This is a genomic window from Arcanobacterium ihumii (genome assembly GCF_900604515.1).
In the GTDB taxonomy this organism is placed as follows: Bacteria; Actinomycetota; Actinomycetes; order Actinomycetales; family Actinomycetaceae; genus Arcanobacterium_A; species Arcanobacterium_A ihumii.
This window is the reverse complement of sequence record NZ_UWOS01000003.1, coordinates 20085-33012: the sequence shown is the minus strand read 5'-3', so window position 1 is coordinate 33012 and position 12928 is coordinate 20085. Positions and strand designations below refer to the sequence as shown.

Below are 12928 nucleotides of genomic sequence, written 5' to 3'. Positions count from 1 at the left end.
CTCCGTGGGCTTTTAATTGATAAGCAACAGATTGCGCTTTCGAACCACTTACCCAGGTGTCTTTGATTAACAATACGTTTATCCTAACAATTTTTTGCTGGCACTGCTGGCTTGGCTGGCAGTGCCAGCCAAGCCAGCAGTGTTTTAATTACCTCAATTTTCACTCTTGTTTATCGAAGTGAAAGTAGCGGTCTGAATGCCATTCTCGTCGGAAATAACATGTCCCACAGTAACCTTCACTTTCTTCCCGTTAGCTTTCGTAACTTTAGCTGTTGAGCCTTTCGCTAGCCCTTTACCTTTGATGAGGTACTCGCCGTCGTCACGGATGAAAATGATGCGCCCATCAGCAAGCAAGTCACTCATATCGGATTCGACATTCTCAAACGCAGCTGTTTGAAGCCTATTCTCGTCGGCGCTATGGATAGGACCGACAATGACTGTGCGCTTCTTTCCATTGCGTGAAGTGACTTCGACTTTTTCACCCTCAATCAACGCATAACCTTTAATAAGCCATTCACCATTATCGGTCTGGGTAAAAATAGTCTGGCCGTCCTCTAAAGCTTTGCCAACCTCGTCCGGCCACGTAAAGGTAGCGGTCTGGATACCGTCCTCCTCGTCGATAATCTCGTCGATAATGACGGTGGCTTTACCACCGTTCTTTTTCGATACTTTCACCTCGGCACCTGGTTGGAGGTCTTTACCTTCCACCCCGTATTCGTCATCACCTAGATCGATGAAGATAATGTTGCCTTCGTCGAATGATGCACCGGTTTGTGTTTCCATTCGTGTTTTCCTTTCAATGTTGAGAGCCCATGCGGTCTCTAGATTTCCTTGTGGATTTGCCCGCCTTTGATCAGTGGCGGTTATAAGGTTCATTGTTTTCAAATCAGAACGACGCCGCCGGTAATAGTCTTTCCCGCACATCGGCCAGTGACGTCGTGAAGCAAGTTGTTCAAGCTCAGAATCAGTAAGATTTTCATACTCGTGTAGAGCTTTAAGGATCCGCCCATGATCTTTAGTGAAATTCTTTAACTTACTACCAGCTATATTGCTGGTTAGTGGATCTGTTGTTCGTGATCTGCCCTTATCCATGATAATCGCCTTGGACTAGTCGCGTCCGGACAAAGGCAGCCGTGGCACACGCCCGGTACCTACAGGCCTGAACTGTGCTCCGCCATTAACACGCTGCTCAGACTCATTCACAGCCTGCTCGAGATGCTCAGCAGCCCATTCAGAGAGAGTCGGTGCCCCACCTGTAGCGAGATCAGCAAGATACGCTGCCCGGATCCTGCCCATGAGAGTCTTAGGTAGACGGATTGTGAACTTAACCCGGGTTTCAACAGTCTCGCTGGCACTGCCAGCAGTGCTGGCGTGGCTGGCTTGGCTGGCATATCCGGCACTGCCCACTTCGCTGGCGTTGCCAACAATGATTGGATCATTGATTGTTGCTTTTGAAAGCACGTGTGGATCGGGAGTTTTCATTTCGACTCTTTCTTAATAATCTGAATCAACGCATTTAAAGCGTTGTGAGTGATGTCGTCCACGTAGCCGATAGGTTCATGCCTAGAGGCTGCGGCAGCAATAGCTTCACGCTCCGGAATAGCGCTGGGCAGAAGATGTGAACCGTAATAGGTTTGAAGATGATCAAACCATTCACGGCGATCCAACCGATCTGCACGGTAAGAATTGACCACAACCCCAGATAAAACAAGGTCAGGATTATAATGTGCGCGTACAGTTGCGATAGTAGAGGTTATTTCCGCGACCCCATCAAAACTCGTTTCACGAGCGGTGGTAACCACCAAAGCTTTATCTGAGGCTACGAGTGCGTTTGTGGTCAGCATTCCAAGGGAAGGTGGGCAATCAATCACAACGTGGTCGAAATCGTATTGAACCGCTTCCAACATAGTCTTGAGGCGATTCTCCCGTCCTAGGGAAGTGTCTGATTCGCGCGAAGCGAGTAGACGATCTGCTGGAATCAACGAAATAGTCCACGGCGGCAGACACTCTATGATCGTCTGGGTAATCACTGAGCCGGGAGCACCTGACGCTACCGCCGTGAGAGCATCATTCAAGGTTAATGTTTCGGTGCCGACATCGGCACCGACTGTCGTTGATGCATTACCTTGCGGATCTGCATCAATCAATAAAACAGCATGTCTGCCGTTTTCTGAAAGCCGCTGAGCAATATTAGTAGCCAACGTGGTTTTACCCACCCCGCCTTTTTGATTACAAACTGAAATGATCATCGAGTTTTCCTTTCTGCTGGCCTTGCCAGCGGTGCTGGCTCTGCCGGAGATGCCAGCAAAATGATGTTTCGGCATAGATTGTTAGTTTTGTCGGTTAAATGCTTATTGCGAGAATGGTTGACCTCATCGCTTCTTTTGCTGGTTCTACGTATCTTTGAGTTGTCGAAACTTGAAGATGGCCGAGCAAGCGTTGTACTGTGAGTAGATCGTGATCTTGCCGGTAGGAAATGGTTCCGAAACGGTGCCGAAGAGTGTGCAAAGTCCACTCACCAGGGAGCGCTTGAGCGCCGATTTTTCCGACCCACCGTGCCGATAAATGACCGTTGATCTTGCCTGGGAAAACAAAACCTGTTACGGGATCTGCAGCGGCGATTAGATCACGATGCATTGTGGTGGGAAGCGGTAGGTACCTAACAACACCGCCTTTGCCGGTAACTCGAAGACTATAACCAAGCAAATCTGGCATAATATCTTCGATATTGGCCCGGCAAATCTCATCGACTCGTAGACCTAGATTCCCAGCTAACCGCAGTATCAAGAGAGTTCGGCGGGAATTGGTGTCACTCAGGCTTTGCTCATACAAAAACTCGGGAATAGGACGCGGGGGAGGACAGGCTCGGTGTATTGAAGGAAGATAAAGAGTTGGATCAGCCAACTCATTCTTCCTTGCGTACCATTCGTAGAATGACCGCAGCGTTACGTATTTTGAATGCCTAGTTTCAGCTGCCCATTGTTTGCGTCCAGCCCAGGAAAATATGTCATCTTCAGTGACATTTTGAGGAATTTCATTGATTTCTCTAGCAAAGTTACGCATTGCGCGAATGCGAGTTTCAACAGTTCGGGGTCTTTTGTTACAAGCAATTAAATATTGCTCCCACAAAATTAAGGATTTCTCCCACTCGGACGGCACTGGCCATAGTGTATTAGTCATGCAGCATGTTAACGATAGGTCTAATCGGAAATAAAAATGCTTCGATTTTTTGATCGCAAACATTACGCAACCAGCCCGAAATCTTTATCGATAACGCGACAAAACAAAAGACGATCAATTGTGTTCAATACCCATAACTCGGAGGTCGCAGGTTCAAATCCTGTCCCCGCAACTAAACCAGAATCCCTGGACTCAACAGAGTCTGGGGATTTTGTTTTTTCAAGTTCAACAATCCCAACTTTTCGAATGAGCATAATTCGCACCGAACTAGAATTTTGTATTCTTATCCTTCGGCTTTTCAGCTCTGATCTTACGAATGACCGTTAGTGTTACTGCGATGAAAACGGTAGAAACCACCGCTCCTCGACTGTCATGTTCGAATAGAGATGTAATGTAAACAATGACCATGCACATAATCCCGATAATTCGAACGTAACAGTTTCGAACGAATCGATCGAGCGCCATGGAGTCTCTGTTTTCAAAGTGTATTGCTAGTGGACTCTGTAGCTGTAGTACCGGGCGAGACCATATTGCTGGCTCCTTATACGGCATCTCAATTTGTCAACCAATATGAATACTAGATTGATAGGTGTTCGTAGTAATCTGTACGGTATGGTCGCAGTTGCACAGGGGTAATGATGTTAAGTGTGCTTAACGAACTATATTGTGCTAAGGGGTCCGTACTCCTGCCAAAATCCTCTGATTACTGGTTTTGGTTTGGTGTGCTGATCATAGTTTTGGTGGTGACCGGCATCATTGTTGTCGAGAGAATTATGGGGCGGCATAATGTCAGGGTTGAAAAGAAAATTGATGCTATCCAAGAGCAAATGAATATAAAACAATCCGATGAATAAACAGGGTGCAATCACCCAGAGTTTTCAGTTATTTTCCTATGAGCTATACAGTTCTTTTCGCTGACATCTCCGCTCGAACAATGATAATCATTAGCACCATAGCATTGTTAGCACTCGCAATAATTATGGCGTCCTATCTCTGCAAAACTCGAAAAGAACGTATTGGCTCGTCAGCTAAGATTCAATCCGATCCGTGAAAGGTATCGCGCGCAAGCTGAGCCGTCTCTTGGACTGCGTGCCGTACTTCGTCGTCGTCAAGTCCATCTTTCCACGATTTCAGCGTAGCCATTTCGCCTAAGGAAACGAGGAAGGCACAGACGACGATCGTTACTGTAGCTCTCGATGAAGTCGTAAATGTTCCGACGACGGCGAATGCTAAGGTTCGAACTGCAACGCCTGAAACTGCGTTGGGAAGGGAGCTGGCTCCAGTGCGCCTGCGTTTTTGTTCGATTCTTCGATCAAAAACAGTTAGGAATAGCTGGGAGAGGAACTCTGCGATCAAAAGCATAATAGCTAAGGTGAAGAACCTTGGCAGATGAATCCTAAACACAACGTTGCAAAATTCAGCCAAGGAAAGCGTCAAAAGAAAAGAACCCTGTTCCTAGGTGCCCAATAAATGCGTACCGGAAACTAGGTTGTGTCCAACTGGGGTTGTTCATGAAACTAATGTGATCCGTTGTCGCTGCCCTTAAAGAGGTAGGGAATTCGTGCGGGATTTTACAATCCCGCACGAAGCCAGTTTTAGCGTGGGCACGTAGCGAGTACGTCCTTCATTGCGGTTTTCTCGGGGCTCGTTACCCAAAGTTGATACTTGGTCTTTACCTGAATCTGCCTTGTAACGTATTCGCACCTAAATGACTTATTACTCGGCAGCCATGAAGCAGCGTCAGCGTCACTCTTTTGTTTGTTGGACCTTTCGTCGACGGCGATGAGGTTAAGTGGGTCGTTAGCAAGCTCTTTGCGATCCTCGGCCGAAATTTGTTGAGCTCCTTTTTGCCAAGCGTCGGAAAGGGCTACGACGTGATCGATTGGAACGAGGCTAGATGTCAAATTTCCGCGGACGAACTCGATTGTTTCCCCAGTATAGGGGCTAACGAGGGTGCCTGAAAGAACCGTGCATCCATTCGCCTTAGTTTTAATATTCGTAAGATCGCGTTGGAGAATGTCATTTCGCGTGTCACAACCGTTGTGGTCGGTGTCGGCCCAGGCGGGCCCGAATTGCTTGCGACTATATCCCGTTTTTGGTGCGCGACCTTTAACAGGCAATTTATCTAATTCCGCCTCAGCAGATTCTGAGTCGATCGTCGTTGCCTTGTTTAGGTTTGTGCTTCTAGCAGCTTCGATGGTTATTTGTGACTGCACCGCAGGAGAGTCGGTTAATCCCATTGCTGGTGTGCATGCCACGAACGTTAGAAGAGTTGTGACTGAAGCAAGTAGTTTTCTTTTCATTTCTGTACCTCCGTACTCGACGTTGAGTTATGTGAAATGAATACTATTCCATTTAACGTGGACAACAATAGCGAATAGCGTAAAGACCAGCATATTTGTAAAACAAATAGGAAAATGTAGGAAATATTTTAGCTAATTTTCAGGTGTTTTCACCCACCTTGTGGAAAACAAAATATGGTTTTTCTAAATATTGCTACAAATAGATTATCGCCTTTGCCATAGGGATCTTGAGTGAATCATTTATAGAGAATCTCAAGGAAATTTTCGGTTTTGGTATCTGCATTAACCATATGAATCAAGAGAGCAAAAGCGATGGGCGAATCAAAGTTGCGAAAAAATGATCTGCCTCGACAGACACGACGCCGAGTAATCATGTTTATGCTTGGCGGACTTACATTTGTTGTTTTAGTAGCAGGGATCCTCATTGAACGTAGCGAGTCAGTGGCGAATAGCGCTGACGGCGTGTGGGTTGTGACTGATGAACGAGATCAAGGTATTCGTGCAGATACGAATGATAACTCATGGGTGATGCCTTGCTGACCTAGCTCGTGCACTTTCTCACGATCAAACAAAGTATTACAGCCCGAGCGGGCTGGATTTAGTACACCCAAAAACCACTGAATGGAGTAATAATGCAACCCTATAGACATCGTCGCAGAATGCGATTCTACGTCATGATAAACACGGTATTCCTTTTCTTCTTTAGCTATTCAATGGCGTTTTCCCAACCAGCTCACGCCACGATTTCAGCCAACGACCCAGAGGGACTAGGGAGAATTGGTTACTACATCGGAGAAGGAACAGATACTGCTTGGTTGGGTACGCAGGCACCTAGTTCGTCAACCGGAGGATTGGTAGCTTACTGTGTACAAAGTGGTCTTTCTGCACCGGTCAGTGGAGACCAAGTTATCAGCGTAGCAACGCTGGACACGGCTATTCCACGAGTTTCCGGTCTAGAATTGACAACACCTCAAATGGCGTACCTTTTAGACAGATACAAGGGGTCGACGGACCCTGCGGTGCAATCGGCGATTTCTCTCCTAGTTCACGCAAATTTTGAAGAAGATTCCGTGGGGTCTAAGCTCTATTCAGATTCTTCGGCACAAAATGTAGTAAACGATATTATGTCCACAGTTCGAAAGTATGCGCCGCACATTGAAAGCACAGCGCAGGGGCTTGCGTCTGAAGCTAAGAATTCGGCAGCAGTTGGATACCAGCCCGGTGGAGTTTCGGGTGAACAGTTGCGGAAAGGTAATATCCATTCAATCGGTGTTACCAACCAAACCGGAGCATATATCGAGGGAATTCCGATGACTGTGATGCTGAGCGGTCCAGCTGTATTTGATACAACTGGTACACAAATCTGGACGGGGACAAGTCAATCAACACCGATGACCTTGAGTTGGAAATCCACTGGAAATGGCAAGGTAGAAACCTCGATAAAATTTAAGGCTTCTCGTAAAACTCTTACCAAACTCATTAATGACCAGTCACAAAATACGGTTACCTATGGAAACTCAATAATCTACGACCCTGAAGAAATTTTAATATCTGGCCCGCGTTGGGACGTTACGTATGATTTTCAGCCGATGGGAACATCGCAGGTGGTGAAGATTAGTGATGACGGAGTCTTTATCGATACATTCAATGCGTTATCGGATCCTAGCTATGGAAATGGAAAATGGCTCAATTTCGATGACACGACGACGCCGGTTCCGGTTACTTTTACAGCAACGGCATATTTTATGGGTGAGAATCCACCGAAAAAGATAGATGTTGTTCCCAGCCGAGCGGTTGCTATTGAATCAGTGAGCGTTGTGGCAAAGGGACCAGGCTCTGTGAAGGCATCCTTTAAGTCGAATAAGCCAGGTTTTGCCACGGTTGTTTGGAGTGTTGAAAAATCAAAGCAACCGAACGAAGTGCAGAACTATATCCATAGTGATTGGGCAGACGGTTATGGAATACCAAATGAAACCACTTCCTACCGAACAACGGCAGAGATAGATTCGACGATGTCTATCCGAGAAACAAAATCGGGATCCTACCTAGTTGATGATTTATTTGTGAAGGGATTTCCGGTGAACCATGGTGATTTTTTAGGTGACGAATATTTTGGATCTGATCAAAAATCTATGACTCAAACGCTACTTTTCTTTCCGAAAGGAACTGAGGTAACCGATGAAAACCGTGGCGCTGCGGAAGAAATCGCAAAAGTAAACGTATCTGCGCAAAACGGGTATTACCCGAATATTGGTGCAACAGAATTCAAAGTTAAACGCGATGAACACGGTGATATTCCAGGTACATACGTATTTGAAACGTCATTTGTTGGCGATGATCGAGTGAAGCCATTCCGTTCTTCACTCGAAGATTCGAAAGAACAATACGTAGTTGAGCGGAAAATGCCTGCTCTTTTCACATCAGCTTCAAATACTCATAACGGTTCTAAAGAGGTGATTGCTAAACCTGAGCAATCAATTACCGATAAAGTTTGCGATTTGCAACAATCATTAATTCCCGGAACTATCTACCAAGTTACTGGATCACTTCACTATCGTGATGGAAGTCCTGTCCTTGATTCGGAGGGGAAGGCAGTTTCTTCCCAGATCGATTTTTTGCCAAAAGATCCTTCAGAGTGTGCCTTTGTAACGATGAACTTTGATGCCTCGAAACTAAACGCTGAAAGCGTCGTGGTGTTTGAAGATATACAACTCGCGGGAAAGACGATTGCTGTCCATCACGATGTGAATGAACAACTGCAAACGATTAAGGTGAATAAGGAACTAGTGGCGGCGCTAGCGGTTACTGGCGCAAACTACTATGTTTGGGAAAGCGCTGCACTGTTTCTACTCTTAGGTGGTGCTGGCGCATGGATGAAATCGCAAAAAGGTCAAAGAACCAGTGAAAAACTGTAGGGCGAGCAACGATGGAAATAGATCCGCATCGATGAATAATTGATCAAGTCTAAAGGCATTTTGACTTGATGGTGGAAAACGGTGGATTAGGAAAATAGAATACCTGGTTGAAGGTGTGGCAAATTCAGTGTGAAAGCCACGCCTTCAACCGTTGCTGAGCCCTGTAATTTTGTCGTCACCATATTCGGCAGGATTAAGGTGCTCCATGCTCGACTTGGTTTTACTCACAAAAGCAGGTTTCTAATCTCTTCACTAAATGCTGTACAGTGGGTGACTTCACGAAGCTAACATTTGTTTTCACGGCATTGAACGCCATGGGGCTTTTATCCTAAATTAGTTAAGTAATGCAAATGTGAGTTAAGTGAAAAATTATCTAAAAATTACGATTTGCGTTCGACCTCTTGTCCGAGGTGTAAAAATGGTCATGTGAGCGTATGCGAGGGTATGCGATCTTAATATTTATCCACTTCCGCGGTGCGGACTCAACAGATGGAGTTTTCGTATGAACCAGAATTCTGGCACTCCAGTCAATTCACAAGCCCAAGATAAAGCTGATGAGGGTTATTCAAAAGGTTTGAAAAACCGGCATATTCAGATGATCGCAATCGGTGGATCGATCGGAACTGGTTTGTTCCTTGGTGCTGGTGGACGCCTTTCTCAAGGTGGACCAGCGCTCGCTATCTCCTACGCGCTATGTGGTGTCATTGCTTTTATCATGGTACGTGCCCTTGGTGAACTCTCAATTCGTCGACCGTCTTCGGGGGCGTTCGTCTCCTATGCTCGCGAATTCATGGGCGAAAAAGGTGCTTACGTGACAGGATGGCTATTCTTTTTAGACTGGTCGACTACCGTCATGGCAGACATCACGGCGGTGGCTCTTTATCTGCACTACTGGCCAACTTTCCAAGCGGTCCCACAGTGGGTTTTGGCAACTGTGGCGCTCTTACTAGTACTCGTCCTCAACATCCTTTCCGTCAAGGCTTTTGGAGAATTTGAATTCTGGCTTGCACTTATCAAAGTAAGTGCAATCCTTATTTTCATGGCTATCGCGATCTGGGCAATCGTTACCGGTCAGAGCGTTGGTAACCACACTGCTGGTGTTCATAATCTGACCAATGCTGGTGGTTTCTTCCCATTGGGAGTCCTTCCACTCTTCACGCTTTCCCTCGGGGTCGTTTTTGCTTTCGGTGGCACTGAAATGGTCGGTGTTGCAGCTGGTGAAGCTGAGAATGCAAAGACTGTCTTACCCAAGGCAATCAACTCGATGATCTGGCGTATTGCCTTTTTCTACGTGGGCGCTGTTATCCTCATGACGCTCGTCCTTCCCTGGACCGCTTATTCCGCAGACGAATCCCCATTCGTTACCTTCTTTAGTGGCATTGGTATTCCTCATGCTGGCACGATCATGCAAATCGTCGTTCTCACCGCCGCGTTGTCTTCCCTCAACGCGGGTCTCTATGCAACTGGACGAACCCTCCGTTCGCTTGCAGTCGCAGGTGAAGCGCCAAAGGTGGCAGCGAAACTCAATAAGAACCACGTTCCGATGAACGCAATCATCATCACAGCTGTACTTGGTCTCATCGGTGTGCTCATCAACTATGCCTATCCAAGCAAGGCCTTTGAAATCGTCATGAACCTCGCGGCCATCGGAATTGCAGGTACGTGGATCTCAATCCTGATCACGCATTGGATCTTTGTTCGCCGGACTGAACGTGGAATCGAGGAGCGTCCTAACTACCGGTTGCGCTTTGCCCCATATACAAATTTGGTCGCAATTGCGTTCTTACTCCTAGTCATCGGTTCGATGTGGTTCGATCCAAAAGTCGGTCGTCCAACGATCTTCATGTTTATTGGCATCGCAGTTATGCTGGTGATCGGCTGGTATTCGGTCCGTAACCGTATTCGTGGCGACCTCATGGATCACGTGCTTGATGCCGAAACCATAGACGGCGGAGCTACAGGCGTAACCTCATAGTAAGGTGAAATCGTGCGAATCAACGTCATTTATTCAGGTGGAACAATCGGAATGGTTGAGACCGATTCAGGTCTGGCACCTGGAGCTGATCTCGACACTTGGCTCAAAGAGTTGGTATCACGGCGTCCAACCATTGGAGAAGTGACCCTCACTGAGTTTGAAACTCTTATCGATTCATCTAACGCTACACCTGCAGACTGGCAAGCATTGGTCGATACACTATGGAATTCACGTGACGATGCCGACGGATTTGTTATCTTGCATGGCACGGACACGATGGCCTATGCCTCATCTGCTTTAGCATTCGCACTTCGGGGATTTGGGAAGCCAGTTGTTCTCACTGGCTCCCAACTCCCGATCGGCGCTCTCGATACTGATGCTTATGCGAATGTAGTTGATGCTTTAATGGCTATTACCAGCGGAAATGTTAGAGGCGTGGCACTTGTTTTTGGTCGCTCCATCATCAATGGAGCTTCCGCAACGAAATGGTCGTCATGGAATTTCGAAGGATTTTCTTCTCCGAATTCTCCTGTTCTCGCAACTACTGGAGCTCCATGGCAATGGAGCGACTTCGGTGACAAAGCGTTTTCTTCTGATGTTGGTGACATCAATAAATACGATCGCCACGACGTCGTCGTTCTAGATCTGGTACCGGGTATTACTGCAACGCGAGTGAAAGCGATGCTTGAGCCTCGGCCCGAAGCAGTAATTTTGCGCGCCTATGGCACTGGAAATATTCCAGCGGATGAGCCTGGCTTAGTAGATGTGTTGGTCGAAATTGTGAATGACGGAGTAGAAGTGATTGTTTCCTCGCAGTGTATGCAGGCCCATGTAGTGCTTGGACACTATGAATCGGGATATGCGCTTGCCGAGCTTGGAGTTGTGAGCGCTTTGAATATGACGTTTGAAGCCTGCTATGCAAAGACTATTTTCCTTCTTTCGCAGGGAATGCATGGAAAAGAATTTCGGGATTGGATGGAAACTCCACTCTGCGGTGAACTCACGCTTGGCACTGCGTAAAGAATGAAATCGTGAAACAATGAAATTACAGCAAAAGCGTTAACGAAGACGTGCCAACTGTCACTGAGGAGATAAAATGGCTGCTACACGAATCGAGGAAGATCTACTCGGAGCTCGTGAATTACCAAACGATGCCTACTATGGAGTCCATACTCTTCGGGCAATCGAAAACTTCAAGATTTCCAATAATACGATTAATAGTGTTCCTGAATTTATCCGCGGAATGGTGCAGGTCAAGAAAGCCGAGGCATTGGCGAACCGAGATGCTCGAGTGCTCTCAGCCGATGTATCGAAGGCGATTGTGCGGGCCTGTGATCTGGTTTTGGACGAAGGTCGCTGCATGGACCAGTTCCCAGTGGACGTATTCCAAGGGGGAGCAGGAACGTCTGTCAACATGAACACGAACGAGGTTATAGCTAACCTTGCTCTTGAGACAATGGGCTTGGACAAGGGTACCTATTCGGTAATCAATCCAAATGACCACGTTAATAAGTCGCAATCTACGAACGATGCCTACCCAACTGGATTCCGAATCGCTGTTTATCGAATGGTGATTGATATGGTCAAGGAAGTGGAAAATCTTGCTGGATCTTTTGGAGTTTTAGCAGAGAAGAACGAACGTGTTTTGAAAATGGGACGCACCCAGCTTCAAGACGCTGTCCCTATGACTGTTGGTCAGGAATTTGACGCGTTCCGAGTTTTGATGGAAGAAGAAGTTAAGCACCTAGTACATGAAGTCGAATTACTTTTGGAAATTAACCTCGGTGCCACTGCGATTGGAACTCGACTTAATACGCCGGCGGGTTTCCAAGAAATTGTGGTTAGGCGACTCGCCGAGGTTACGGGACTGGCAGTTAAACCAGCTCCAAACCTCGTGGAAGCGACTTCCGACACCGGTGCATATGTGTCACTTTCGGGTGCTTTGAAGCGTTTTGCTTCGAAGCTCTCGATGATCTGTAACGATCTTCGTTTGCTTTCATCGGGTCCTCGAGCCGGTCTCAATGAAATTAATCTTCCCGAGATGCAAGCTGGATCCTCCATTATGCCGGCGAAGGTCAATCCAGTGATCCCTGAAGTCGTCAACCAAGTGTGCTTTAAAGTGATCGGCAACGATATGACGGTTACGATGGCTTCCGAAGCTGGGCAATTGCAGCTCAACGTAATGGAACCTGTAATCGGACAATCAATTTTCGAATCGATTACTCTTCTAAAGAATGCTTGTATTACATTGCGTGAACACTGCGTGGACGGAATTACAGTTAACGAAGACGTCTGCTTGCATTTCGTTATGAATTCGATAGGAATCGTCACATACCTGAACGATATTATTGGTCATCACGAGGGTGACTTAATCGGCAAGGAATGCGCGCGCACCGGAAAGTCTGTTCGCGAGGTCGTCCTCGAACGAGGGTTGATAACTGAAGAAGAACTAGATGAGGCACTCTCTGTTGAGAACCTGATGCATCCAAAATATATCGGTGAAGTATTTCTCGATGAGCCAGAAAAAGAGATTCTTGAATAGCGGTACTTAATCA

General features: G+C 46.7%; 13 protein-coding genes. 6 read left to right on the top strand and 7 right to left on the bottom strand.

What is annotated here, in order from left to right; translation table 11 throughout:
- Positions 1 to 153: 153 nt before the first annotated feature.
- The 5 genes from EIH22_RS07510 to EIH22_RS07490 form a co-directional block, all read right to left on the bottom strand.
- Positions 154 to 1092 (bottom strand): hypothetical protein, encoded by a 939-nt coding sequence (locus tag EIH22_RS07510; protein ID WP_124055207.1) that lies wholly within the window; start codon positions 1090 to 1092, stop codon positions 154 to 156.
- A gap of 15 nt (positions 1093 to 1107) precedes the next feature.
- The gene (locus EIH22_RS07505) at positions 1108 to 1482 is read right to left on the bottom strand and encodes a hypothetical protein (protein WP_124055206.1); all 375 of its coding nucleotides are present in this window, start codon (positions 1480 to 1482) and stop codon (positions 1108 to 1110) included.
- The gene (locus tag EIH22_RS07500) at positions 1479 to 2249 is read right to left on the bottom strand and encodes a ParA family protein (RefSeq protein WP_124055205.1); all 771 of its coding nucleotides are present in this window, start codon (positions 2247 to 2249) and stop codon (positions 1479 to 1481) included. Before EIH22_RS07500 ends, EIH22_RS07505 begins: the two co-directional genes overlap by 4 nt.
- Before the next feature lie 94 nt (positions 2250 to 2343).
- Positions 2344 to 3180, bottom strand: coding sequence for a tyrosine-type recombinase/integrase (locus EIH22_RS07495; RefSeq protein WP_200829220.1), 837 nt, complete (start codon positions 3178 to 3180; stop codon positions 2344 to 2346).
- A 62-nt stretch (positions 3181 to 3242) separates the two neighbouring features.
- Positions 3243 to 3434: a hypothetical protein gene (locus EIH22_RS07490; protein WP_124055203.1), complete on the bottom strand. Its 192-nt coding sequence runs from the start codon at positions 3432 to 3434 to the stop codon at positions 3243 to 3245.
- 393 nt (positions 3435 to 3827) lie between these two features.
- On the opposite strand from EIH22_RS07490, the gene EIH22_RS07485 reads away from it, so the two are divergent.
- Entirely contained in the window at positions 3828 to 4034 is a 207-nt protein-coding gene (locus EIH22_RS07485; protein ID WP_124055202.1) for a hypothetical protein, read from the top strand.
- 181 nt (positions 4035 to 4215) lie between these two features.
- On the opposite strand, the gene EIH22_RS07480 is transcribed toward EIH22_RS07485, so the two are convergent.
- Positions 4216 to 4542 carry a hypothetical protein gene (locus EIH22_RS07480; protein WP_124055201.1) on the bottom strand — a complete coding sequence of 109 codons (327 nt, stop codon included), beginning with the start codon at positions 4540 to 4542 and terminating at the stop codon, positions 4216 to 4218.
- Positions 4543 to 4775: 233 nt separating this feature from the next.
- On the bottom strand, positions 4776 to 5483 hold the full coding sequence (locus tag EIH22_RS07475; protein ID WP_124055200.1) for an HNH endonuclease family protein: 708 nt from the start codon (positions 5481 to 5483) through the stop codon (positions 4776 to 4778).
- Positions 5484 to 5795: 312 nt separating this feature from the next.
- Between EIH22_RS07475 and EIH22_RS07470 the strand changes: the two genes are divergently transcribed.
- From EIH22_RS07470 to aspA, 5 genes are all read left to right on the top strand, one after another.
- A complete protein-coding gene (locus EIH22_RS07470; protein ID WP_124055199.1) occupies positions 5796 to 6023 on the top strand; it encodes a hypothetical protein in 228 nt (75 codons plus the stop codon).
- A gap of 119 nt (positions 6024 to 6142) precedes the next feature.
- A complete protein-coding gene (locus EIH22_RS07465; protein ID WP_124055198.1) occupies positions 6143 to 8398 on the top strand; it encodes a VaFE repeat-containing surface-anchored protein in 2256 nt (751 codons plus the stop codon).
- A 502-nt stretch (positions 8399 to 8900) separates the two neighbouring features.
- Positions 8901 to 10373 (top strand): amino acid permease, encoded by a 1473-nt coding sequence (locus EIH22_RS07460; RefSeq protein ID WP_124055197.1) that lies wholly within the window; start codon positions 8901 to 8903, stop codon positions 10371 to 10373.
- 12 nt (positions 10374 to 10385) lie between these two features.
- A complete protein-coding gene (locus EIH22_RS07455; protein WP_124055196.1) occupies positions 10386 to 11393 on the top strand; it encodes an asparaginase in 1008 nt (335 codons plus the stop codon).
- Positions 11394 to 11469: 76 nt separating this feature from the next.
- Positions 11470 to 12915: an aspartate ammonia-lyase gene (gene aspA / locus EIH22_RS07450; protein ID WP_124055195.1), complete on the top strand. Its 1446-nt coding sequence runs from the start codon at positions 11470 to 11472 to the stop codon at positions 12913 to 12915.
- The last annotated feature ends 13 nt before the right edge of the window (positions 12916 to 12928 follow it).

Coding starts and splice junctions, on each gene's coding strand:
- EIH22_RS07510 (WP_124055207.1), bottom strand. CDS start 1,092: ATGGATAAGGGCAGATCACGAACAACAGATCCACTAACCAGCAATATA.
- EIH22_RS07505 (WP_124055206.1), bottom strand. CDS start 1,482: ATGAAAACTCCCGATCCACACGTGCTTTCAAAAGCAACAATCAATGAT.
- EIH22_RS07500 (WP_124055205.1), bottom strand. CDS start 2,249: ATGATCATTTCAGTTTGTAATCAAAAAGGCGGGGTGGGTAAAACCACG.
- EIH22_RS07495 (WP_200829220.1), bottom strand. CDS start 3,180: ATGACTAATACACTATGGCCAGTGCCGTCCGAGTGGGAGAAATCCTTA.
- EIH22_RS07490 (WP_124055203.1), bottom strand. CDS start 3,434: ATGCTCATTCGAAAAGTTGGGATTGTTGAACTTGAAAAAACAAAATCC.
- EIH22_RS07480 (WP_124055201.1), bottom strand. CDS start 4,542: ATGCTTTTGATCGCAGAGTTCCTCTCCCAGCTATTCCTAACTGTTTTT.
- EIH22_RS07475 (WP_124055200.1), bottom strand. CDS start 5,483: ATGAAAAGAAAACTACTTGCTTCAGTCACAACTCTTCTAACGTTCGTG.
- EIH22_RS07470 (WP_124055199.1), top strand. CDS start 5,796: ATGGGCGAATCAAAGTTGCGAAAAAATGATCTGCCTCGACAGACACGA.
- EIH22_RS07465 (WP_124055198.1), top strand. CDS start 6,143: ATGCGATTCTACGTCATGATAAACACGGTATTCCTTTTCTTCTTTAGC.
- EIH22_RS07460 (WP_124055197.1), top strand. CDS start 8,901: ATGAACCAGAATTCTGGCACTCCAGTCAATTCACAAGCCCAAGATAAA.
- aspA (WP_124055195.1), top strand. CDS start 11,470: ATGGCTGCTACACGAATCGAGGAAGATCTACTCGGAGCTCGTGAATTA.